The sequence below is a fragment of the Stenotrophomonas sp. YJH_SMC_94-11 genome (genome assembly GCF_059370435.1).
This window is the reverse complement of sequence record NZ_JCAFTR010000002.1, coordinates 227,497-248,495: the sequence shown is the minus strand read 5'-3', so window position 1 is coordinate 248,495 and position 20,999 is coordinate 227,497. Positions and strand designations below refer to the sequence as shown.

At 66.7% G+C, this 20,999-nt stretch carries 15 protein-coding genes; 11 read left to right on the top strand and 4 right to left on the bottom strand.

What is annotated here, in order from left to right:
- Positions 1–62: 62 nt before the first annotated feature.
- The 8 genes from can to AC5P74_RS05345 all read left to right on the top strand — a co-directional run bounded on the left by can (position 63) and on the right by AC5P74_RS05345 (position 7,818).
- Positions 63–725 carry a carbonate dehydratase gene (gene can / locus AC5P74_RS05380; protein ID WP_005417406.1) on the top strand — a complete coding sequence of 221 codons (663 nt, stop codon included), beginning with the start codon at positions 63–65 and terminating at the stop codon, positions 723–725.
- Positions 726–745: 20 nt separating this feature from the next.
- Complete coding sequence (locus AC5P74_RS05375) at positions 746–1,267, top strand: 3-hydroxyanthranilate 3,4-dioxygenase (protein ID WP_049439577.1); 522 nt, start codon at positions 746–748, stop codon at positions 1,265–1,267.
- A gap of 169 nt (positions 1,268–1,436) precedes the next feature.
- On the top strand, positions 1,437–2,711 hold the full coding sequence (gene kynU, locus AC5P74_RS05370) for a kynureninase (RefSeq protein ID WP_005417408.1): 1,275 nt from the start codon (positions 1,437–1,439) through the stop codon (positions 2,709–2,711).
- A 31-nt stretch (positions 2,712–2,742) separates the two neighbouring features.
- Positions 2,743–4,110 (top strand): FAD-dependent oxidoreductase, encoded by a 1,368-nt coding sequence (locus AC5P74_RS05365; protein WP_053500712.1) that lies wholly within the window; start codon positions 2,743–2,745, stop codon positions 4,108–4,110.
- Positions 4,110–5,549 (top strand): exodeoxyribonuclease I, encoded by a 1,440-nt coding sequence (sbcB, locus tag AC5P74_RS05360; RefSeq protein WP_005417410.1) that lies wholly within the window; start codon positions 4,110–4,112, stop codon positions 5,547–5,549. The genes AC5P74_RS05365 and sbcB overlap by 1 nt, the downstream gene beginning before the upstream one ends.
- On the top strand, positions 5,546–6,232 hold the full coding sequence (locus AC5P74_RS05355; RefSeq protein ID WP_053500718.1) for a DUF2461 domain-containing protein: 687 nt from the start codon (positions 5,546–5,548) through the stop codon (positions 6,230–6,232). The genes sbcB and AC5P74_RS05355 overlap by 4 nt, the downstream gene beginning before the upstream one ends.
- Complete coding sequence (locus AC5P74_RS05350) at positions 6,232–7,224, top strand: aldo/keto reductase (protein ID WP_171957309.1); 993 nt, start codon at positions 6,232–6,234, stop codon at positions 7,222–7,224. The genes AC5P74_RS05355 and AC5P74_RS05350 overlap by 1 nt, the downstream gene beginning before the upstream one ends.
- Before the next feature lie 42 nt (positions 7,225–7,266).
- Positions 7,267–7,818: a DUF2939 domain-containing protein gene (locus AC5P74_RS05345; RefSeq protein ID WP_171957308.1), complete on the top strand. Its 552-nt coding sequence runs from the start codon at positions 7,267–7,269 to the stop codon at positions 7,816–7,818.
- 127 nt (positions 7,819–7,945) lie between these two features.
- On the opposite strand, the gene AC5P74_RS05340 is transcribed toward AC5P74_RS05345, so the two are convergent.
- From AC5P74_RS05340 to AC5P74_RS05330, 3 genes are all read right to left on the bottom strand, one after another.
- Entirely contained in the window at positions 7,946–8,890 is a 945-nt protein-coding gene (locus AC5P74_RS05340; RefSeq protein ID WP_005417414.1) for a 5'-nucleotidase, read from the bottom strand.
- 47 nt (positions 8,891–8,937) lie between these two features.
- Positions 8,938–9,711 carry an NAD kinase gene (locus AC5P74_RS05335; protein ID WP_005417415.1) on the bottom strand — a complete coding sequence of 258 codons (774 nt, stop codon included), beginning with the start codon at positions 9,709–9,711 and terminating at the stop codon, positions 8,938–8,940.
- Positions 9,712–9,992: 281 nt separating this feature from the next.
- Positions 9,993–14,969, bottom strand: coding sequence for an NAD-glutamate dehydrogenase (locus AC5P74_RS05330; protein ID WP_372483930.1), 4,977 nt, complete (start codon positions 14,967–14,969; stop codon positions 9,993–9,995).
- Between the two features lie 250 nt (positions 14,970–15,219).
- On the opposite strand from AC5P74_RS05330, the gene AC5P74_RS05325 reads away from it, so the two are divergent.
- From AC5P74_RS05325 to AC5P74_RS05315, 3 genes are read left to right on the top strand one after another with little or no spacing between them, the layout of a single operon-like run.
- Positions 15,220–15,876: a TetR/AcrR family transcriptional regulator gene (locus tag AC5P74_RS05325; RefSeq protein ID WP_005417420.1), complete on the top strand. Its 657-nt coding sequence runs from the start codon at positions 15,220–15,222 to the stop codon at positions 15,874–15,876.
- Positions 15,876–17,144 carry an efflux RND transporter periplasmic adaptor subunit gene (locus tag AC5P74_RS05320; RefSeq protein ID WP_495204836.1) on the top strand — a complete coding sequence of 423 codons (1,269 nt, stop codon included), beginning with the start codon at positions 15,876–15,878 and terminating at the stop codon, positions 17,142–17,144. Before AC5P74_RS05325 ends, AC5P74_RS05320 begins: the two co-directional genes overlap by 1 nt.
- A gap of 15 nt (positions 17,145–17,159) precedes the next feature.
- On the top strand, positions 17,160–20,333 hold the full coding sequence (locus AC5P74_RS05315; RefSeq protein ID WP_053499470.1) for a multidrug efflux RND transporter permease subunit: 3,174 nt from the start codon (positions 17,160–17,162) through the stop codon (positions 20,331–20,333).
- 152 nt (positions 20,334–20,485) lie between these two features.
- Here the strand turns inward: AC5P74_RS05315 and AC5P74_RS05310 are convergent, their stop codons facing one another.
- Complete coding sequence (locus AC5P74_RS05310) at positions 20,486–20,884, bottom strand: hypothetical protein (RefSeq protein ID WP_229766042.1); 399 nt, start codon at positions 20,882–20,884, stop codon at positions 20,486–20,488.
- Between the last annotated feature and the right edge of the window lie 115 nt (positions 20,885–20,999).

Below are 20,999 nucleotides of genomic sequence, written 5' to 3'. Positions count from 1 at the left end.
ATTCCCGCGACGTCGCAGCTGGATGGCTGCGGTGCGCCCCACCCGACGCCAGGGACCCGAACATGAAAGACATCCACAAGCTGCTGCAGAACAACCGCGACTGGGCCGACCGCATCGAGAAGGAGGACCCCGACTTCTTCCACCAGCTGGCCAAGCAGCAGCATCCCGAGTACCTGTGGATCGGCTGCTCCGATTCGCGCGTGCCGGCCAACCAGATCATCGGCATGGCGCCGGGCGAAGTGTTCGTGCACCGCAACGTCGCCAACGTGGTCGCCCACACCGACCTTAACTGCCTGAGCGTGGTGCAGTACGCGGTGGACCAGCTGAAGGTCAAGCACATCCTGATCGTCGGCCACTACGGCTGCGGCGGCGTGCATGCCTGCCTGCACAACACCCGCGTCGGCCTGGCCGACAACTGGCTGCGCCATGTCGGTGACGTGGTGCAGAAGCACCAGGGCATCCTCGACGCCATCGAAGACGACGAACTCAAGCACGCCCGGCTGTGCGAGCTGAACGTGATCGAGCAGGTCGCCAACCTCTGCCGCTCGACCATCGTGCTGGATGCCTGGGCCCGCGGCCAGAAGCTGATGGTGCACGGCTGGGTCTACAGCCTGAAAGACGGACGCGTGCGTGAAATGGGCATCGACGTCGGTTCGCTGGAAGAGCTGCAGCCAGCGTATGAAAAAGCGCTGTCCTTCGTGCCGCGCAAGGGCCGTCGCGACTGATCCCCACACGGATGACCACCATGCTCGCTCCACCGATCAACCTGCACGCCTGGATCGAAGAGAACCGCCACCTGCTGAAGCCGCCGGTGGGCAACAAGATGATCGACAACGGCGATTTCATCGTGATGGTGGTCGGCGGGCCGAACTCGCGTACCGACTACCACTACGACGAAGGCCCCGAGTGGTTCTACCAGCTCGAAGGCGAGATGGTGCTGAAGGTGCAGGAGGACGGCGCGGTACGCGACATTCCGATCCGCGCCGGCGAGATCTTCCTGTTGCCGGCGAAGGTGCCGCACTCGCCGCGGCGCCCGCCCGGGGGCATCGGCCTGGTGGTCGAGCGCAAGCGGCTGCCGCATGAGATGGACGGCGTGATCTGGCACTGCGAGCGCTGCAACCACAAGCTGCACGAAGAGTATTTCCCGCTGCAGAACATCGAAACCGACCTGCCCAAGGTGTTTGCGCGCTACCACGCCAGCCTGGAACTGCGTACCTGCAGCCAGTGCGGGCACGTGGACCCGCTGCCGGTGCCCGCGGCGGGTTGAAAGGCCGGTGGGCATGGCGATTGCTGTTACCTCCGCCGGGCATGGCCCGGCGCTACCGATGCGCGTGATCCCCAGGTAGCGCCGGGCCATGCCCGGCGAGCGCGCCGCGCGGCATCACGCCGGCCCCAGGCGCTACACTGGCGGTCCCGTTGCAGCCTGTTGCCCGACCATGTCCGACCTGCTCAGCCGCACCCACGCCATCGCCCTGGACGCCGCCGATCCGCTGCGCCCGCTGCGTGGCGAATTCCTGATTCCGCGCCATGGAGGCGGCGAGCAGACCTACTTCGTCGGCAACTCGCTGGGCCTGCAGCCGCGCGGTGCGCAGGCAGCGGTGCAGGAAGTGATGAAACAATGGGGCGAACTGGCGGTGGAAGGCCACTTCACCGGCCCGACGCAGTGGCTGTCCTACCACCGCCTGGTGAGCGCGCAGCTGGCCCGCGTGGTCGGCGCGCTGCCCAGCGAGGTGGTAGCGATGAACACGCTGAGCGTGAACCTGCACCTGATGATGGTCAGCTTCTACCGGCCGACCACGCAGCGCCCGGTGATCCTGATGGAAGCCGGCGCATTCCCGACCGACCGCCACGCGGTGGAAGCTCAGATCCGCTTCCATGGTTTCGACCCGGCCGAGTGTCTGGTGGAAGTGCAGCCGGACGAAGCCAACGGCACGATTTCGCTGGCCGCGATCGAACGCGCCATCGCCGAGCACGGCCCGCGCCTGGCGCTGGTGCTGTGGCCCGGCGTGCAGTACCGCACCGGCCAGGCCTTCGACCTCGATGCGATCACCCGCGCCGCACGCCTGCAGGGCGCACGCATCGGCTTCGACCTGGCGCACTCGGTTGGCAACCTGCCGCTGCGCCTGCATGAGGTGGCGCCCGATTTCGCCGTGTGGTGCCACTACAAATACCTCAACAGCGGCCCGGGCGCGGTGGCCGGCGCGTTCGTGCACGAGCGCCACCATCGCGACACCACCTTGCCGCGCTTTGCCGGCTGGTGGGGCCATGAGGAATCGACCCGCTTCCAGATGGCGCCCCAGTTCACCCCCGCCATCGGTGCCGAAGGCTGGCAGTTGAGCAATCCGCCGATCCTCGGCCTGGCACCACTGCGTGCCTCGCTGGACCTGTTCGAGCGTGCCGGCATGGAGGCGCTGCGCAGCAAATCGCTGGCGCTGACCGGCCTGCTCGAAGCACTGGTCCGCGCACGCCTGCCGCAGGTGCTGGACATCATTACCCCGGCCGATCCGCAGCGCCGCGGCTGCCAGTTGTCGCTGCGCGTGATCGGTGGCCGCGAGCGTGGCCGTGCACTGTTCGAGCACCTGCGCGGCATCGGCGTGCTCGGCGACTGGCGCGAGCCTGACGTGATCCGCATCTCGCCCACCCCGCTCTACAACCGCTACCTGGACGTGCACCATTTCGTCGAGGAAGTGGAAGCCTGGGCCGGCCTGTAAGCCGACCCCTCCCCTGCTGCTGGACAGTTCGTTGATCGCACACGCCTCCCGCTCGTTGAGCATTATCGGTGCCGGCCTTGCCGGGTCCCTGCTGGCCATCCTGCTGTCACGGCAAGGCTGGCGCATCACCCTGTACGAACGCCGTGGCGATCCCCGCATTGCCGACTACGAGAGCGGTCGTTCGATCAACCTGGCGTTGGCCGAGCGCGGGCGCAATGCACTGCGCCAGGCCGGCGTGGAAGACGAGGTGATGGCGCGCGCGGTGATGATGCGCGGGCGCATGGTGCATCCACGCGACGGCGAACCGCAGCTGCAGCGCTATGGCCGCGACGACAGCGAGGTGATCTGGTCGATCCATCGCAGCGATCTGAACACCACGCTGCTGGAACTGGCCGAACAGGCCGGTGCCACCGTGCACTTCCATCGCCGCCTGCACACCGTGGATTTCGACGCGGGCTACGCGCGTTTCATCGATGACCGTGACGACAGCCCGCACGACATCCGCTTTGACACCCTGATCGGTGCCGACGGCGCGGGCTCGGCACTGCGCGCGGCGATGAACCGTCGTGCGCCGCTGGGCGAGGACATCGCCTTCCTTGACCATTCGTACAAGGAACTGGAGATCCCGCCGGCCGCCGACGGCGGCTTCCGCATCGAGCGCAATGCGCTGCACATCTGGCCGCGCGGCCACTACATGTGCATCGCGTTGCCCAACCACGAAGGCACTTTCACGGTCACCCTGTTCCTGCCCAACCAGGGCGATCCCAGCTTTGCCACGGTCAACACCGGCGCGCAGGCCGAGGCGCTGTTCGCGCGCGAGTTCGCCGACACCCTGCCGCTGATTCCCAACCTGCGCAAGGACTGGGAACAACACCCGCCGGGCCTGCTCGGCACGCTCACCCTGGAACGTTGGCATCAGCAGGGCCGCGCCGTGCTGATCGGTGACGCCGCGCATGCGATGGTGCCGTTCCACGGCCAGGGCATGAACTGCGCATTCGAGGACTGCGTTGCACTGGCCCGCCAGCTGATGGAGGCCGATGACCTGGAAAGCGCGTTCGCCGCGTTCGAAGCCGAGCGCAAACCGAATGCACGTGCCATCCAGCAGATGGCGCTTGAGAACTACCTGGAGATGCGCGACCGCGTGGCCGACCCTGCATTCCTGCTGCAACGCGAGCTGGAGCAGGAACTGCAGCGGCGCTGGCCGACCCGCTTCGTGCCGCATTACACGATGGTCACCTTCCTGCACACGCCCTACGCCGAGGCGCTGCGCCGCACCGAACTGCAGCGCGACCTGCTGGTTGCAGCCACCGCCGGTCACGATTCACTGGACAACATCGACTGGGCCGCACTGGAAGCGCAGGTCCACGCGCAGTTGCCGGTCCTGGAGGGCGCGCACTGATGGCAGACAGCTTCCTGTTCTACGACCTGGAAACCTTCGGCCAGGACCCGCGGCGCACGCGCATCTCGCAGTTCGCCGCGATCCGCACCGATGCCGACCTCAACGAGATCGACACGCCGGTCAGCTTCTTCGTGCGCCCGGCAGACGACCTGCTGCCCTCGCCGATGGCCACCCTGGTCACCGGCATCACCCCGCAGCAGGCCCTGGCCGAGGGCATCAGCGAGGCCGAAGCCTTCGACCGGATCAACGAGCAGCTGTCGCGCCCCGGCACCTGCGCACTTGGCTACAACACCCTGCGCTTCGACGATGAGTTCGTCCGCTACGGGTTGTTCCGCAACTTCCACGATCCCTACGAGCGCGAGTGGCGCAATGGCAATTCGCGCTGGGACCTGCTGGACATGCTGCGGCTGATGCGCGCGATGCGCCCGGACGGCATCCGGTGGCCGCTGCGCGAAGACGGCGCCACCTCGTTCAAGCTCGAGCACCTGGCCGAGGCCAACAACGTGCGCGAAGGCGATGCGCACGAAGCGCTGTCAGACGTGCGCGCCACCATCGGCATGGCTCGGCTGTTCAAGCAGTCGCAGCCGCGCCTGTGGGAGTACGCACTGAAGCTGCGCGACAAGCGCTTCGTCGGCGGCCTGCTGGACGTGGCCGCGATGAAGCCGGTCCTGCACATTTCCATGCGCTACCCTGCCAGCCGCCTTTGCGCCGCACCGGTTCTGCCCTTGGCCGTACACCCGACCATCAACAACCGGGTGATCGTGTTCGACCTGGAAGGCGAGATCGACGACCTGCTGGAGCTGCCGGCCGAGGTGATCGCACAGCGCCTGTACATGCGGGCCAGCGAGCTGCCCGAAGGCGTGACACGCGTACCGCTGAAGGAAGTACACCTGAACAAGGTGCCGGCACTGATCGCATGGAACCACCTGCGCGCCGACGATCATGCGCGCCTCGGCCTGGACGTGGCCGCGATCGAGGCCAAGGTGGAACGGCTGCGCGCGTTCGCTCCACAGCTGGCCGAGAAGGCACGCCAGGTCTACAACCAGCCCCGCGTCGCGACCGTGGCCGATGTCGATGCCTCGCTGTACGACGGATTCCTCGGCAACGGCGACAAGCCGCTGCTCGCGCTGGCACGCACCACCGCGCCGGAGCAGCTGGCCGCGCTGGAAGGCCGCTTCCGCGACCCGCGCCTGCCAGAGTTGCTGTTCCGCTACCGCGCACGCAACCATCCCGGCAGCCTCGCGCCGGCTGAACACCAGCGTTGGCAGGATTACCGCCGCCAGCGCCTGCTCGGCGACGGCGGCCTGGGCGAACTCAACCTGCCCCAGTACCAGCAACAGCTTGATGCACTGGCCGCCGAAGCGCCCGGCGACGCGCGGCGCCAGGCCCTGCTGCAATCGTTGCGCGACTGGGGCCAGCACCTGCAGGAGACGCTGTGAGCACCTATTTCTCGGACGCCAGTTTCAAGTTCCTGCGCAGCCTGGCGCGGCACAACGACAAGACCTGGTTCAACGACCACCGCCAGCAGTATGAAGACCACGTCCGGCAGCCGTTCCTGCGCCTGCTGGGCGACCTGCAGCCGGCACTGGCCGAGGTCAGCGAGCACTTCCGCGCCGATACCCGCGGCGTCGGTGGCTCGCTGTTCCGCATCCACCGTGACGCGCGCTTTTCCAACGACAAGTCACCGTACAAGACCTGGCAGGGTGCGCGCCTGTTCCATGAGCGCCGCCGAGAGGTGGCCGCGCCGTCCTTCTATGTGCACCTGCAACCCGGCGAGAGCTTCGTCGGCGCCGGCCTGTGGCATCCGGAACCGGAAACCCAGCGCCGCGTGCGCCATTTCATCCTCGACAACCCGGGCAGCTGGAAGGCCGCCGCGCACGCGCCGGCCCTGCGCAAGCGCTTCGATTTCGAGGAGAGCGAGAAGCTGGTGCGCCCCCCTCGTGGCTTCCCGGCCGACTTCGAGTTCATCGACGACCTCAAGCACCGCAACTGGGTGATGTGGCGCTCGCTGGACGACGCCACGATGACCGGCCCACGCCTGCTGTCCACGCTGGGCAAGGACCTGGCCGCGCTCGGCCCGTTCGTCGACTACCTGTGCGCTGCGCTGGACCTGGAATTCTGATGTCGCAGAATCTTCCGCTGGCCCGCCAGCGGCGCGTGCTCGGCCGCACCGGCCTGGCCGTTTCACCGATCGGATTGGGCTGCTCCGGCTTCTGGGGTCATCGCCGCTTCCCCGAGCATGAGGCGGCTGCCGTGGTCGAACATGCGCTTGCCCACGGGGTGAACCTGCTCGATACCGGTCACAACTATTCCGGCTTCCATGCCGAGCCGCGCCTGGGCCGCATCCTGCGCCCGTTGCTGAAGCAGTACCCGCGCGATTCACTGGTGATCTCAAGCAAGGGCGGCACGCTGACCGGCCAGGCCGGCATCAGCGGCGCCGAGCAACGCAACTTCTCGCCCGCGGCCATCACCGCCAGCTGCGAGGCGTCGCTGCGCAACCTCGGCCTGGACCATCTTGATGTCTACCAGCTGCATGGCGCCAGCGAACACGACATCAGTGACGACCTGCTGGCGGCACTGCAGCGCCTGCGCGAACGTGGGTTGATCCGGTACACCGGCATCAACACCCACTCGGCCTCGACCCTGCGCTGGATGATCGCCCATCCGGACGCCTTCGATGTGGTACTGCTGGACTACAACGCCCTGCAGCAGGACCGGGAACCGCTTATCGATCGGCTGCAGGCAGTGGGCATCGGCGTGCTGGCCGGCACCGTGCTGGCGCAAGGACACCTGCTGCCCGCGCGTGCGCGCCTGCCACGGCTGGCCGATGGCTGGTATCTGGCGCGCGCGTGGCTGAAGCCCAGCAGCCGCCAGCTGATGCGCAGTGCCCGCCAGATGCGGCGCGCGGTGGCCACGATCCACAGCCAGCGCCCGGCCCAGACCGCCTTCGCCTATGCGCTGGGCCATCCCGGCGTTGCCAGCGGCATCCTCGGCACCACCCGCACCCGCAGCCTGGACGAAGTGCTGGCGACGCGGCTGGAGGCGCTGACTCCGGCAGAACGCCAAAGGCTGGTCGATGCCTTCGGTGATGGCCGTGGTTCGCCCAGTCAGTGAGTCTTCACCCGGCACTGCCGCCGTTGCGGCAGTCTGTCCGGCATGAAGAAGCTCACCGCACTGCTTGTGCTGCTGGTCCTGGCCTTGGCGGCCTGGTGGTTCGGCGGCCCGTACCTGACCGTCAATGGCCTGTCCAAGGCCATCGAGCAGCGCGACACTGCGCGCCTGGAGCGCTACGTCGATTTCCCGCGCGTGCGCAGCAGCCTGCGCGCGCAGCTCAATGACTACCTGGTGCGCCAGGCCGGCCCAGACGTGGCGGCCAGCCCGTTCGGTGCCCTCCTCTACGGCCTCGGCGACCAGCTCGGGGGGGCCGCGGTGGAAACCATGGTGACCCCGACCGGGATCGGCGCGATGCTGCAGGGCCACGTGCTGTGGAAGCGTGGCCGCAATGAACTGCAGGGTGGCGACGCCTTCGGCGCAACTGAACCGGCGCGGCCGTTGAAGAATGCCGAACATCATTTCGAAGCGCTGGACCGCTTCGTGATCGATGTGGATCGCGGCCCCGGCCAGCCACCGATGAAGGTGGTGCTGGAGCCGCAGGGCCTGCGCTGGAAAGTGGTGGACCTGCAGCTGGGGATGTCGGGCAGCCCGTAGCCCCATGCCGCTGCGCTCGCCGGGCATGGCCCGGCGCTGCCGCCGCCTAGTACCCCGCTCTGGTAGACGCCCACCTTGGTGGGCGCGGCTGCGCCGCGATGCCAACCAGGGTTGGCAGCTACCGGGCTCAGCCTTCGTTGGCGACGCCGTGCGGTACGTGGCCGGCGGCTACATGCTCGCGGGCGCTGTCGATGTTGTGCTGCGAATCATCGAAGAAGATGTCGGCACCGAAGGCCTGCAGGAACGGTCCCTTGTGCCGGCCGCCGAGGAACAGCGCTTCGTCCAGGCGCACGCCCCATTCCCGCAGGGTACGGATCACCCGCTCGTGCGCCGGGGCCGACCGCGCGGTCACCAGTGCGGTACGGATCGGCGCGCTGTCGCCAGCCGGGAACACTTCCTGCAGCGTGTGCAGGGCCGACAGGAAGCCGCGGAAGGGGCCGCCACTGAGTGGTTCGCGGGCGCGTTCGCGTTCGTGGCGGCCAAAGGCTTCCACGCCCTGCTCGCGCGAAATGCGCTCACTCTCGTCACCGAAGATCACTGCGTCACCGTCGAAGGCAATGCGCAGCTGGCCGGCCGGGCGACCGGTATCGATCTGGTCGGCCGCTGCCGCAGCGGTCTCGCCCGGTGGTTTGGGCAGGATGGTCGCCGCCGCGATGCCATGGCGCAGCGCACTACGCACCGATTCCGGGTTGGCCGACAGGAACAGGTCGGTGCCGAACGGCTTCACATACGGCCAGGTCGGCTCGCCAGCGGTGAACGTCGCACGGATGATGCCCAGGCCGTAATGCTGGATCGAGTTGAAGATGCGCAGGCCGGTATCGGCCGAATTGCGCGACAGCAGGATCACCTCGACCCGCGGGTTCTCCGGGCTGGCGCCCTGGTTCAGTGCCAGCAGCTTGCGCACCACGGGAAAGGCCACGCCGGGACCGAGGATGTCGTCCTCATGCTGGCGCTGGAACTCGGCATAGGCCGCCACGCCATCGCTCTCGAACAGCGCATGGCTTTCCTCGAGGTCGAACAGCGCGCGCGAGGTGACCGCGACGGTCAGCAAACGGGGGGAGTTGTCGCCCATCGGTGGGGGTCCTTCAAGCGGTCGGCGGGGCCGGCCGCCCATTGTCCTCAAAAAACGAACTGTTCGCTCAGGATCCGGTCTTCCAGGTTGTGCTCCGGGTCGAACAGCAGGGTCACACGACGGTCCCTCGACTCGCGGATGGTCACCTCGACCACATCGCGGGTCTCGTGCGAATCAGCGGTGACGCTGACCGGACGCTTGTAGGGATCGAGCACGCGGAAGCGCACTTCGGTGTCGGCCTTGAGGATCGCGCCGCGCCAGCGTCGCGGCCGATACGGAGCCAGCGGCGTCAGCGCGATGGTATGCGACCCCAGCGGCAACACCGGGCCGTGCGCGGAATAATTGTAGGCGGTACTGCCGGCCGGGGTGGCCACCAGCACGCCGTCACCGATCAGCTCGGCCACCCGCTCCTGGCCATTGAGGTCGATACCGATATGGGCCGCCTGCCGGGTCTGGCGAAGGAGCGAGACATCGTTGTACGCCAGCGAGCCGGTGCTGGTCCCGGACTCCGTCAGCGCCACCATTTCCAGCGGGCGCAGGTTGGCCGGTTCGGCACGCGCAATGCGGGCCTGCACGTCATCGTCGCCGCGGTACTGGTTCATCAGGAAGCCAACGGTGCCCAGCTTCATGCCGAACACCGGCTTGCCCAGGTGCCCGTGCCGGTGCAGGGTCTGCAGCATGAAACCGTCGCCACCCAGCGGGCACAGCACGTCGGCCTGCTCGGGCGCGTGATCGCCATAACGCGAGATCATCGCCGCGCGGGCCATCTGTGCAGGTTCGGCGGTGCTGGCCAGGAAAGCGATGCGGGGGGTGTCGCTCATCGGTGGATCCGGGTGGGTGTGCCAGCAAGAGCATACCCGGTCGTGCCGGCCGCTGGCCGGCTGCTGCACCCGGCTGCGATTCATGAGGTTGCCGGCCAGCGGCCGGCACTACCAGACAATGCAGAACGGCCCCGCTTTCGCGGGGCCGTTCCTCCAACTGCTGCAGATCAGGAGCCCCCCTGAGTCAGGGGGGCGCGCCAACGGCGCGGGGGTCTGGGAGCATGGTTGGCATGGGGCCCACGGTTTGCAGAGCAATCCGTGGGGCGTCAGCGCGAATGCGCTTACGCACCATGCGCGGCCAGCTGGCCCAGGCGTTGGACCGCGACCGAGACGGTCGGATAGTCCAGGGTCTTCTGCTCGGCCAGTTCGGCCAGCATCGCCAGGGTGAAGCGCAGGCTGTTGTCGTCGCGGCCCATCCAGGCAGCGACCTTGGCCTCGGCACTGTTGCCCTTGGTGCCCAGCACCTGCCCGGCCAGGTTGCGGTGGTTGGCTGCCAGCTCGTCACGCAGCACGCCACGCGCCACCGCGTGCCAACGACCGTTGACCTCCAACGCGTCAACCTGCTCGAACAACCACGGCAGCTGCAGGGCATCGCCCAGGCGGAAGTGGACCTTGGACACGTCCACCGGCTTCAGCTTGCGGGTGCGGGCCAGTTCGATGATGTCGAACGCCGGCTCCAGGAAGTGCAGTTCGGCCAGCTGCTGTGCCAGCGAGGACGGCAGGCCCTTTTCCTTCCACTCGGCCACCAGGGCTTCGTAGGTCGGACGCTGCGAATCCGGCAGCACGCCCGAAGCAACGCGAATGTCGTTGAACGGGCCCTGGTAGCGGTTGACCGCCTCGGTGATGCCCGGCATCGCGCCCGGGCGCGACAGCAGCCAGCGCACGAACGAACGCTGCAGCTTCCAGATCACTTCCAGTGCGTCGATCTGCACCGACTCCGGCACCTTGCCGTCGAGCGCGTCGATCTGCGCCCACAGTGCGCGTGCATCCAGCGTTTCACGGCTGATGGTGTAGGCCTTGGCGACCTCGGCGATGGAACGGCCGGTGTCTTCCTGCATGCGCATCAGGAAGGTGGCGCCCATGCGGTTGATGGTCTGGTTGGTCACGGCCGTGGCGATGATTTCGCGCTTCAGGCGGTGACGCTCCATCGCGTCGGCGTACTTCTTCTGCAGCGGGGTCGGGAAGTAGCGCTGCAGCTCCTTGGACAGGTACGGATCTTCCGGAATGTCCGAATCCAGCAGCTGGTTGAACGCCACCAGCTTGGAATAGGACAGCAGCACCGACAGCTCCGGACGGGTCAGGCCCTGGCCGCGTGCCTTGCGCTGCGAGAGCTCGGCATCGGACGGCAGGAACTCGATCTGGCGGTCGAGCAGCCCCTGCTGTTCCAGGGTACGGATGAAGTGCTGCTTGGACCCCAGGCGCTTGACCGCCATCCGCTCCATCAGGCTCAGCGCCTGGTTCTGGCGGTAGTTGTCGTTGAGCACCAGCTCGGCGACCTCATCGGTCATCGAAGCCAGCAGCTTGTTGCGCTGCTCGACGGTCAGCTTCTTGGCCCGCACCACATCGTTGAGCAGGATCTTGATGTTGACTTCGTGGTCGGAGGTATCCACGCCGGCCGAGTTGTCGATGAAGTCGGTGTTGAGCAGCACGCCGGCCTGGGCAGCCTCGATGCGGCCCAGCTGGGTCATGCCCAGGTTGCCGCCCTCGCCCACCACCTTGCAGCGCAGCTCGCCACCGTTCACGCGCAGCGCGTTGTTGGCGCGATCGCCGACATCGCTGTGCTGCTCGCTGGCGGCCTTGACGTAGGTACCGATGCCGCCATTCCACAGCAGGTCGACCGGTGCCTTCAGGATCGCGCTCATCAGATCGTTCGGCGACAGCGCCTTGACGTTCTCGTCCAGGCCCAGCGCTTCGCGCACCTGCGGGGTGATCTCGATCGACTTCAGGCTGCGCGGGTACACGCCGCCGCCCTTGCTGATCAGCTTGGTGTCGTAGTCCGCCCAGCTCGAACGCGGCAGGGTGAACAGGCGCTCACGCTCGATGAACGACGTGGCCGCATCCGGATTCGGGTCCAGGAAGATGTGGCGGTGGTCGAACGCAGCGACCAGGCGGATGTGGCGCGACAGCAGCATGCCGTTGCCGAACACGTCGCCGGACATATCGCCGACGCCAACCGCAGTGAAGTCCTGGCTCTGGCTGTCGCGGCCCAGCGCACGGAAGTGGCGCTTGACCGATTCCCACGCGCCGCGCGCGGTGATGCCCATGCCCTTGTGGTCGTAGCCGACCGAACCACCGGAGGCGAATGCATCGCCCATCCAGAAGCCGTGCGCGATGGCCAGGCCGTTGGCGATGTCGGAGAAGGTCGCAGTGCCCTTGTCGGCGGCCACCACCAGGTACGGATCGTCCATGTCGTGGCGCACGACATCCACCGGCGGCACGATCTTGTTGTTGACGATGTTGTCGGTGATGTCCAGCAGGCCCTGGATGAACAGCTTGTAGCAGGCCACGCCGTTGGCGAAGATCGCGTCGCGATCGCCGTTCACCGGCGGGGTCTTGGCGAAGAACCCACCCTTCGCGCCGACCGGCACGATGACGGTGTTCTTGACCATCTGTGCCTTGACCAGGCCCAGCACTTCGGTACGGAAGTCTTCGCGACGATCCGACCAGCGCAGGCCGCCACGCGCAACCGCGCCGAAGCGCAGGTGGGTACCTTCCACGCGCGGGCCGTACACGAAGATCTCGCGGTACGGGCGCGGCTTCGGCAGGTCCGGCACCAGCGCCGAATCGAACTTGAAGCTGATGACATGGCCGTGCTGGCCGTTGGCATCGGTCTGGTAGTAGCTGGTACGCAGGGTCGCGTCGATCACGCCCATGAACGAGCGCAGGATGCGGTCCTCGTCCAGGCTGGACACGCGATCCATCAGCTTCAGCAGTGCATCGCGCGCGGCCTGCATCTGCGCGTCGCGGTCCCCCTTGCGGGCATCGACCACGCTCTTGAGCACCTTCAGGGTGGCATCGTCGCCAGCGGCCAGCACATCGAAGTGGGCCTTCAGCTGGGCCTGACCGGCCGCGATGTCGTCCTTGCTCTCATGGCCGGTAGCCGGATCGAAGCGGGCCTCGAACAGTTCGACCAGCAGGCGGGCCAGCAGCGGGTAACGCGCGAAGGTGCCTTCCACGTAGGCCTGCGAGAACGGCACGCCGGTCTGCAGCAGGTACTTGCAGTAGCCACGCAGCATGGCGACCTGGCGCCAGTGCAGGCCAGCAGCCAGCACCAGGCGGTTGAAGCCGTCGTTCTCGGCGTCGCCGTGCCAGACGCGGGCGAAGGTCTCGCCGAACGCTTCATCGACACTGGCGGCATCGATCACGCCAGCGGTCGACTCGACTTCGAAGTCCTGCACGTACACCGGCGCGTTGTCGACCGACAGGCGGTACGGACGCTCGGCGATCACGCGCAGGCCCATGTTTTCCATCATCGGCAGCGCGTCCGACAGCGGGATGTCATCCAGCTGGCGATACAGCTTCAGGCGCAGGCCATCGCCGCTTTCGCGCGGCACGGCCTGCAGGCTCAGGCGCAGGTCGTCCGGGCCGGTCAGCGCGTCGAGCTGGCTGACATCGTTGGCGGCAACGGCGGTGCTGTTGTCTTCGATGTAGCCGGCCGGCAGCGCCTTGCCGATGCGGGCGGCGATGCGCAGGCCTTCGGTCTCGCCGTGGCGGCTCACCAGCGCTTCGCGCAGGTCGTCCTGCCAGTTGCGCAGCACCTGGGCCAGCTTCTGCTCCAGTTCGGCGGTATCGACGTCGAGCATTTCACCCGGCTTCGGGCGCACGATCAGGTGAACCTGCGCCAGCGGCGATTCGCCCAGCACCACCGAGCTGTCGACGAACTCGCCGTGCAGCGCGTCCTTGAGCATCGCTTCGATGCGCAGGCGCACGTCGGTGTTGAAGCGCTCGCGCGGCAGGTAGACCAGCGCGGAGATGAAACGGCTGTACTTGTCACGGCGCAGGAACAGGCGGCTGCGCACCCGTTCCTGCAGGCCCAGCACGCCCATCGCGGTGCGGAACAGTTCGTCCTCGCTGGACTGGAACAGTTCTTCGCGCGGCAGGGTTTCCAGGATATGGCGCAGGGCCTTGCCACTGTGGCTGGCCGGGGCCAGCCCGGACTGCTTCATCACGTGCTCGTGGCGCTGGCGCACCAGCGGGATTTCCCACGGGCGACGGTTGTAGGCGCTGGAGGTGAACAGGCCGAGGAAACGCTGCTCGCCGATGATCTTGCCCTTGGCGTCGAACTCCAGCACGCCGATGTAGTCCATGTAGCCGGCGCGGTGCACGCGCGAACGGGCATTGGTCTTGGTCAGGATCAGCGCATCCTTCAAACCGGACGTGGTATTCAGGCCCTGCGCGGCCAGCGTCTTGACCGGACGGGCGGCGGACTTGTCCTTGCCGCGCATCAGGCCCAGGCCGGTGTCGTTCAGCGGCGCCAGCACCTCTTCCTTGCCCTGCTTCTCGACGCGGTACTCGCGGTAGCCGAAGAAGGTGAAGTGGTTGTCAGCGGCCCAGCGCAGGAACTCCTGTGCTTCCTTGCGCGACGCGTCGTCGACGGGCAGCTGGCGGCTGCCCAGGTCGTCGGCCAGTGCCAGCGCCTTGTCCTTCATCGGCTGCCAGTCGCGCACGATTGCACGCACTTCATCCAGCGCCTTGTTGATGGCCTGCTCGATGGCGGCCATCGCATCGGCCGGCTGGCGGTCGATTTCCAGCAGCATCACCGACTCGGCATCACCTTCGCCGACCTTGACCAGCTTGCCGGCCTTGTCGCGGGTGAAACGCAGTACCGGGTGGCCCAGCACGTGGACGCCCACGCCCTGCTCGGCCAGCGACATGGTGACGGTATCGACCAGGAACGGCATGTCGTCGTTGACGATCTGCAGCACGGTATGCGGCGATTCCCAACCGTTGGCCTTCGCGGTCGGATTGAACACGCGGACGTTGGCCTTGCCAGCCTTGCGGGCCCGGGCGAATTCCAGCGTCTCAGCCGCGAGAGCGGCCCACTCTTCAGCGCTGTGGTGCGGGAACTCGTCCGACTCCATGCGCTTGTAGAAGTCAGTGGCGAAGGCCACTGCTTCGGCCTGTGCGGCCGCGGGGTAGCGCTTGCGCAAGGCCGTGTACACCGGCTCCAGGGAGAAACCAGCGGTCACTGCGACCTCCGACTCTGCTGGTTTCGTCTTGTTTTTCACGGTCTTGGCTGCGGTTTTTTGCGGTTTCATGGCAGAGCGATGCGCTTGCTCAGTTGGGAAAATGAAATTGTAGCCCTACCGCACGAAAAGGCCTTGCTGCAGGACGGAATAAGCAGATTCGGGTTTGCTGCGGTTTAGACGCCTATTCAGTTCGCTCCGGTATGGAGCTGGCGCCTGCTTCAGCACTGCCGACAGGATCGGCAAAGCGTGTTACCGGAAGACACACGCGGCGACGCCGATTCGATTCCACAATCCTGAACTGGACGGTATAGTCCACCGCGTGAACCCGGCCTACCTCCCCGTTGCCCTCGACGCACGCGATGAGCGCGTGTTCGATGCCGTGCGCGAACTGCTGGCCCAGCAGGGCATCCAGATGAGCATGGACGCGGTGGCCCAGCATGCCGGCTGTTCCAAGCAGACCCTCTACTCGCGCTATGGCAGCAAGCAGCAACTGCTGCGCCGGGTAATGCAGCGCCACGTCGGCCACGCCACCGGGGCCATGGTTCGTGCACTCCGCAGTGACGACCTGCGTGCCAGCCTGCTCCAGTTCGCCACCGACTTCCTGGAGCATTTCAACCAACCGCACGTAGGGCAGGCCTGCCGGCTGATCGCGGCCGAGGCGGCCCAGTTTCCCGAAGAGGCGCGTACGCTGTATCGGCATGGTGCCGGCGCGCTGTCGCTTCATCTTGCTGAATGGATTGAAACCGTTTGCATGCAGGGCCAGCTCCGGCATGACGACCCGCACTTCATGGCCGAACTGCTGCTGAGCATGATCGCCGGTCAGGATTTCGACAAACAGCGCTTCCATACCCCCCACCGTGATGACGCGCTCTTGCGTCGGCGCTGGGCAGAGTTCTCCGTCGACAGCTTCCTGCGCGCCTTCGCGCCTCAGCCGTCGCCGGCCCCGTCTACAAACCAACCCCGGAGTTCCTCCTGATGACCGCCCCACTCCGCACCCTTGCCTTGACGTGCGCCGTTGCTGTCGCGCTGGCTGCCTGCAAGAAGCCGGAACAGCAGACGCCCCCGCCGCCGGAGGTGGGCGTGATCGACGCCAAGCCGCAGACCCTGCCGCTGCAGCGCGAACTGGTCGGCCGCCTGTCGCCGTTCCGCAGCGCCGACGTCCGCGCACGCGTGCCCGGCGTGCTGCTCAAGCGCGTCTACCAGGAAGGCTCGCAGGTCAAGCAGGGCCAGACCCTGTTCCTGATCGACCCGGCGCCGCTGCGTGCCTCGCTCAACGCCTCCGAGGCCCAGCTGGCCTCGGCCCGCGCGACCTACGCCAACGCCAAGGTCGCCGCCGACCGCGCACGCTCGCTGGCCCCGCAGCAGTTCGTCTCCAAGTCCGACCTGGACAACGCCGAATCGGCCGAGCGCACCGCGCTGGCCGCGGTCAAACAGGCCGAAGCGGCAGTGACCTCCTCGCGGATCAACCTGGGCTATGCCGAAGTGACCGCGCCGATCAGTGGCGTGGCCAACAAGCAGCAGGTCACCGAGGGCGCGCTGGTGGGCCAGGGCGATGTGACCCTGCTGACCACCGTCGACCAGCTCGACCCGCTGTACGTCAACTTCTCGTTGAGCGTGGACGAGCTGACCCAGCTGCGCGCGCAGCAGGCCAAGGGCGCGCTGGCGCTGTCCGGCGACGGCAAGGCCACGGTCAACGTCAAGCTCGCCGACGGCACCACCTATGGTGAGCCGGGCACGCTGGACTTCTCCTCGACCACGGTCGACCCGGCCACCGGCGCCGTGTCGTTGCGCGCGCTGCTGCCGAACCCGCAGCAGATCCTGCTGCCGGGCGCCTTCGTCAGCTTCCAGGCCAACCTGGGCGAGCGCAACAACGCCTTCCTGGTGCCGCAGCAGGCCCTGCTGCGCGATACCACCGGCGGCTACGTGATGGTGGTCGGCGCCGACGGCAAGGTCGTGCGCAAGAACGTGAAGACCGATGGCGCGCAGAACGGCAGCTGGCTGGTCAGCGACGGCCTGGCCGCCGGTGACAAGGTGATCGTGGCCGGCGTGCAGAAGGTCAAGGAAGGTGCACCGGCGGTGGCCAAGCCGTGGACCCCTGGCCAGGACGCCAACGGCAAGCCGGCCGCAGGCGGCGCCGCCCCGGCGGGCGCTGCACCGGCTGCAGGCAAGGCACCGGCCGACGCGGCCAGGCCCGAGCAGGCCGATGCGGCCAAGCCGGCCGCCACCGATTCGAACAAGCAGTAACGGGAACCTTCCGTCATGCCTAAATTTTTCATCGAACATCCAGTCTTCGCCTGGGTGGTTGCGATCCTGATCTCGCTCAGCGGCGTGATCGCGATCCTCAACCTGGGCGTGGAGTCCTATCCCAACATCGCCCCGCCGCAGGTCACCGTCTCGGCCACCTACCCGGGCGCCAGCGCCGATACCACGGAAAAGTCGGTCACCCAGGTGATCGAGCAGCAGCTGACCGGCATCGATCACCTGCTGTACTTCAGCTCCTCGTCCGCCTCCAACGGCCGTGCGCAGATCACCCTGACCTTCGAGACCGGTACCGATCCGGACATCGCCCAGGTGCAGGTGCAGAACAAGGTCTCGCTGGCCACGCCACGCCTGCCTTCGGAAGTCACCCAGCAGGGCGTGGTGGTGGCCAAGGCCAACGCCGGCTTCCTGATGGTGGTGGCGCTGCAGTCCGATACCCCGACCATCAACCGTGACGCGCTGAACGACATCGTGGGCTCGCGCGTGCTCGACCAGGTCTCGCGCATCCCCGGCGTCGGCAGCACCCAGCAGTTCGGTTCCGAGTACGCCATGAACATCTGGCTGAACCCGGAAAAGATGCAGGGCTACGGCCTGTCGGCCAGCCAGGTACTGGCCGCGGTGCGTGCGCAGAACGTGCAGTTCGCCGCCGGCGCGCTGGGTTCGGATCCGTCGCCGGAAGGCCAGCACTTCACCGCCACGGTCTCGGCCGAAGGCCGCTTCAGCTCGCCGCAGGAATTCGAGAACATCATCCTGCGTGCCAACGCTGATGGCTCGCGCGTGCTGCTGAAGGACATCGCCCGCGTCGCCTTCGGTGCCAACAACTACGGCTTCGACACCCAGTACAACGGCAAGCCGACCGGCGCCTTCGCCATCCAGCTGCTGCCGGGCGCCAACGCCCTGAACGTGGCCGAAGCGGTGCGCGCCAAGATGGACGAGCTGCAGCCCAGCTTCCCGGCCGGGGTCACCTGGTTCTCGCCGTACGACAGCACCACCTTCGTCAAGATCTCGATCCAGGAAGTGGTCAAGACACTGTTTGAAGCAGTGTTCCTGGTGTTCCTGGTGATGCTGATCTTCCTGCAGAACTTCCGCGCCACGCTGATCCCGACCCTGGTCATCCCGGTGGCCCTGCTCGGTACCTTCCTGGGCATGTGGATGATCGGCTTCACGATCAACCAGCTGACGCTGTTCGCGATGGTGCTGGCGATCGGCATCGTGGTCGACGACGCGATCGTGGTGATCGAGAACGTCGAACGCATCATGACCGAGGAGGGCCTGGCGCCGAAGCCGGCCACGCAGAAGGCGATGACCCAGATCACCGGCGCGGTGGTGGCGATCACCGTCGTGCTGGCCGCGGTGTTCATCCCCTCCGCCCTGCAGGGCGGTGCCGCCGGTGAGATCTACAAGCAGTTCGCGCTGACCATCGCCATCTCGATGGCGTTCTCGGCGTTCCTGGCGCTGGGCTTCACCCCGGCGCTGTGCGCGACCTTCCTCAAGCCGACGCACAACGACAACCCGAACATCGTCTACCGCACCTTCAACAAGTACTACGACAAGATCAGCCACACCTACGTGGGGCACATCACCTCGGCGGTGCGCCATGCGCCGCGCTGGATGATCCTGTTCGTGGTGCTGACCGCGCTGTGCGGCTTCCTGTTCACCCGCATGCCGGGCAGCTTCCTGCCGGAAGAAGACCAGGGCTATGCGCTGGCGATCGTGCAGCTGCCGCCGGGCTCGACCAAGGGCCAGACCAACGAAGTGTTCGCGCAGATGCGTGGCATCCTGGAAAAGCAGGATGGCTATGAAGGCATGCTGCAGGTGGCCGGCTTCAGCTTCGTCGGTTCCGGCGAAAACGTGGGCATGGGCTTCATCCGCCTGAAGCCGTGGGAGGAACGCAAGTTCACCGCGCCCGAGTTCATCCAGAACATGAACGGCGCGTTCTACGGCATCAAGGAAGCGCAGATCTTTGTGGTCAACCTGCCCACCGTGCAGGGCCTCGGCCAGTTCGGTGGCTTTGACATGTGGCTGCAGGACCGTAGCGGTGCCGGCTACGAACAGTTGACCCAGGCCCGCAACATCCTGCTCGGCCAGGCCGCGCAGAAGCCGGACCACCTGGTTGGCGTGCGCCCCAACGGCCTGGAAAACGCGCCGCAGCTGCAGCTGCACGTGGACCGCGTGCAGGCGCAGTCGATGGGCATGTCGGTGTCGGACGTGTACAGCACCATCCAGCTGATGCTGGCCCCGGTGTACGTCAACGACTTCTTCTACGAAGGCCGCATCAAGCGCGTGACCATGCAGGCCGATGGTCCGTACCGCACTGGCCAGGAATCGCTGAAGAGCTTCTACAGCCCGTCCAGCCTGACCCAGAACGCCGATGGCACCAACGCGATGATCCCGTTGAACACGGTGGTCAAGTCCGAATGGGTGTCGGCGCCGCCGTCGCTGAGCCGCTACAACGGCTACTCGGCGATCAACATCGTCGGTTCGCAGGCACCGGGCACCAGCTCGGGTGAGGCGATGCAGACCATGGAAGGCATCGTCAACGACGACCTGCCGGCCGGCTTCGGCTACGACTGGTCGGGCATGTCCTACCAGGAAATCCTGGCCGGCAACGCTGCGACCCTGCTGCTGGTGCTGTCCATCGTGGTGGTGTTCCTGTGCCTTGCCGCCCTGTATGAAAGCTGGTCGATCCCGGTGGCGGTGCTGCTGGTGGTGCCGCTGGGCGTGCTGGGTGCCCTCGGCCTGTCGATGCTGCGCGGCCTGCCCAACGATCTGTTCTTCAAGATCGGCCTGATCACCGTGATCGGCCTGGCGGCGAAGAACGCGATCCTGATCGTGGAGTTCGCGGTGGAGCAGCGCGCAGCAGGCAAGAACCTGCGTGATGCCACCATCGAAGCGGCGCGCCTGCGTTTCCGCCCGATCCTGATGACATCGTTCGCGTTCATCATGGGCGTGATCCCGATGGCGATCTCCACCGGTGCCGGCGCCAACTCCCGCCACGCCATCGGTACCGGCGTGATCGGCGGCATGCTGTTCGCCACCCTGCTCGGCCTGCTGATGATCCCGGTGTTCTTCGTGGTCGTGCGCCGCATGCTGGGCGACAAGCTGGACGAACCGTCCAAGGAGTTCATGGAACGCCAGCGCGATGCGGATGCCGCACATCGTCCGGATCGTTGATCCGGTGCTGCGCTGAGAACGAGAAGGCCCCGGAGCGATCCGGGGCCTTTTTATTGCCACAATTGAATTCATGCCAACCCAGGTTGGCATCTACCGGAACAACGGCATGGCCGATATCCGTCAACCTGGGTTGGCGCTGTTCGGGCAACGCCTCAGCGCATCACCGCGACCACGGCGCACACCGCCACCAGAATCAGCGAGGCCCACTGCATGGGTACGAAGAAGAAATGGTGGGGCGCGGCCTCCCCCTTCTGCCGCGGCGCACGGTTGAGCCACAGGCCCAGCACCACGTTCACCGCTGCGCCGAGGCCTGCGCCCAACAGAACCTGTGACAGCGGAGTATTGCCCTTGGGGCCGTCATGCGGAAAGAAGTACGCCAGCAGCAGGATCGCTGCAATCGGCGTCACCAGCGTCATGATTCCCCAACCGCGATAGATCATCGTGCAGACCCATGAAAAAAACGGCCTGCATTGTAGCGGGGCTTTGGGAGGGCGCCGCAGAATGAAATGTATGGCGATGCGCAGGTTGCCGCTCTGTAGAGCCGAGCCCATGCTCGGCTGCTTGTACCGGAGCCGAGCATGGGCTCGGCTCTACAGACGGCCAGAGAACAGCGCATCCACGCGTGGCGTGGACCTACCGCCGCGCCGCCATTGCGGCGGCGCGGCC

Bases quoted from the DNA above. Each gene is read 5' to 3' on its own strand.
- AC5P74_RS05315 (WP_053499470.1), top strand. From the start codon at position 17,160: ATGCCTAAATTTTTCATCGAACATCCAGTCTTCGCCTGGGTGGTTGCG.
- sbcB (WP_005417410.1), top strand. From the start codon at position 4,110: ATGGCAGACAGCTTCCTGTTCTACGACCTGGAAACCTTCGGCCAGGAC.
- can (WP_005417406.1), top strand. From the start codon at position 63: ATGAAAGACATCCACAAGCTGCTGCAGAACAACCGCGACTGGGCCGAC.
- kynU (WP_005417408.1), top strand. From the start codon at position 1,437: ATGTCCGACCTGCTCAGCCGCACCCACGCCATCGCCCTGGACGCCGCC.
- AC5P74_RS05320 (WP_495204836.1), top strand. From the start codon at position 15,876: ATGACCGCCCCACTCCGCACCCTTGCCTTGACGTGCGCCGTTGCTGTC.
- AC5P74_RS05335 (WP_005417415.1), bottom strand. From the start codon at position 9,711: ATGAGCGACACCCCCCGCATCGCTTTCCTGGCCAGCACCGCCGAACCT.
- AC5P74_RS05340 (WP_005417414.1), bottom strand. From the start codon at position 8,890: ATGGGCGACAACTCCCCCCGTTTGCTGACCGTCGCGGTCACCTCGCGC.
- AC5P74_RS05375 (WP_049439577.1), top strand. From the start codon at position 746: ATGCTCGCTCCACCGATCAACCTGCACGCCTGGATCGAAGAGAACCGC.
- AC5P74_RS05330 (WP_372483930.1), bottom strand. From the start codon at position 14,969: ATGAAACCGCAAAAAACCGCAGCCAAGACCGTGAAAAACAAGACGAAA.
- AC5P74_RS05345 (WP_171957308.1), top strand. From the start codon at position 7,267: ATGAAGAAGCTCACCGCACTGCTTGTGCTGCTGGTCCTGGCCTTGGCG.
- AC5P74_RS05350 (WP_171957309.1), top strand. From the start codon at position 6,232: ATGTCGCAGAATCTTCCGCTGGCCCGCCAGCGGCGCGTGCTCGGCCGC.
- AC5P74_RS05310 (WP_229766042.1), bottom strand. From the start codon at position 20,884: ATGGGCTCGGCTCTACAGAGCGGCAACCTGCGCATCGCCATACATTTC.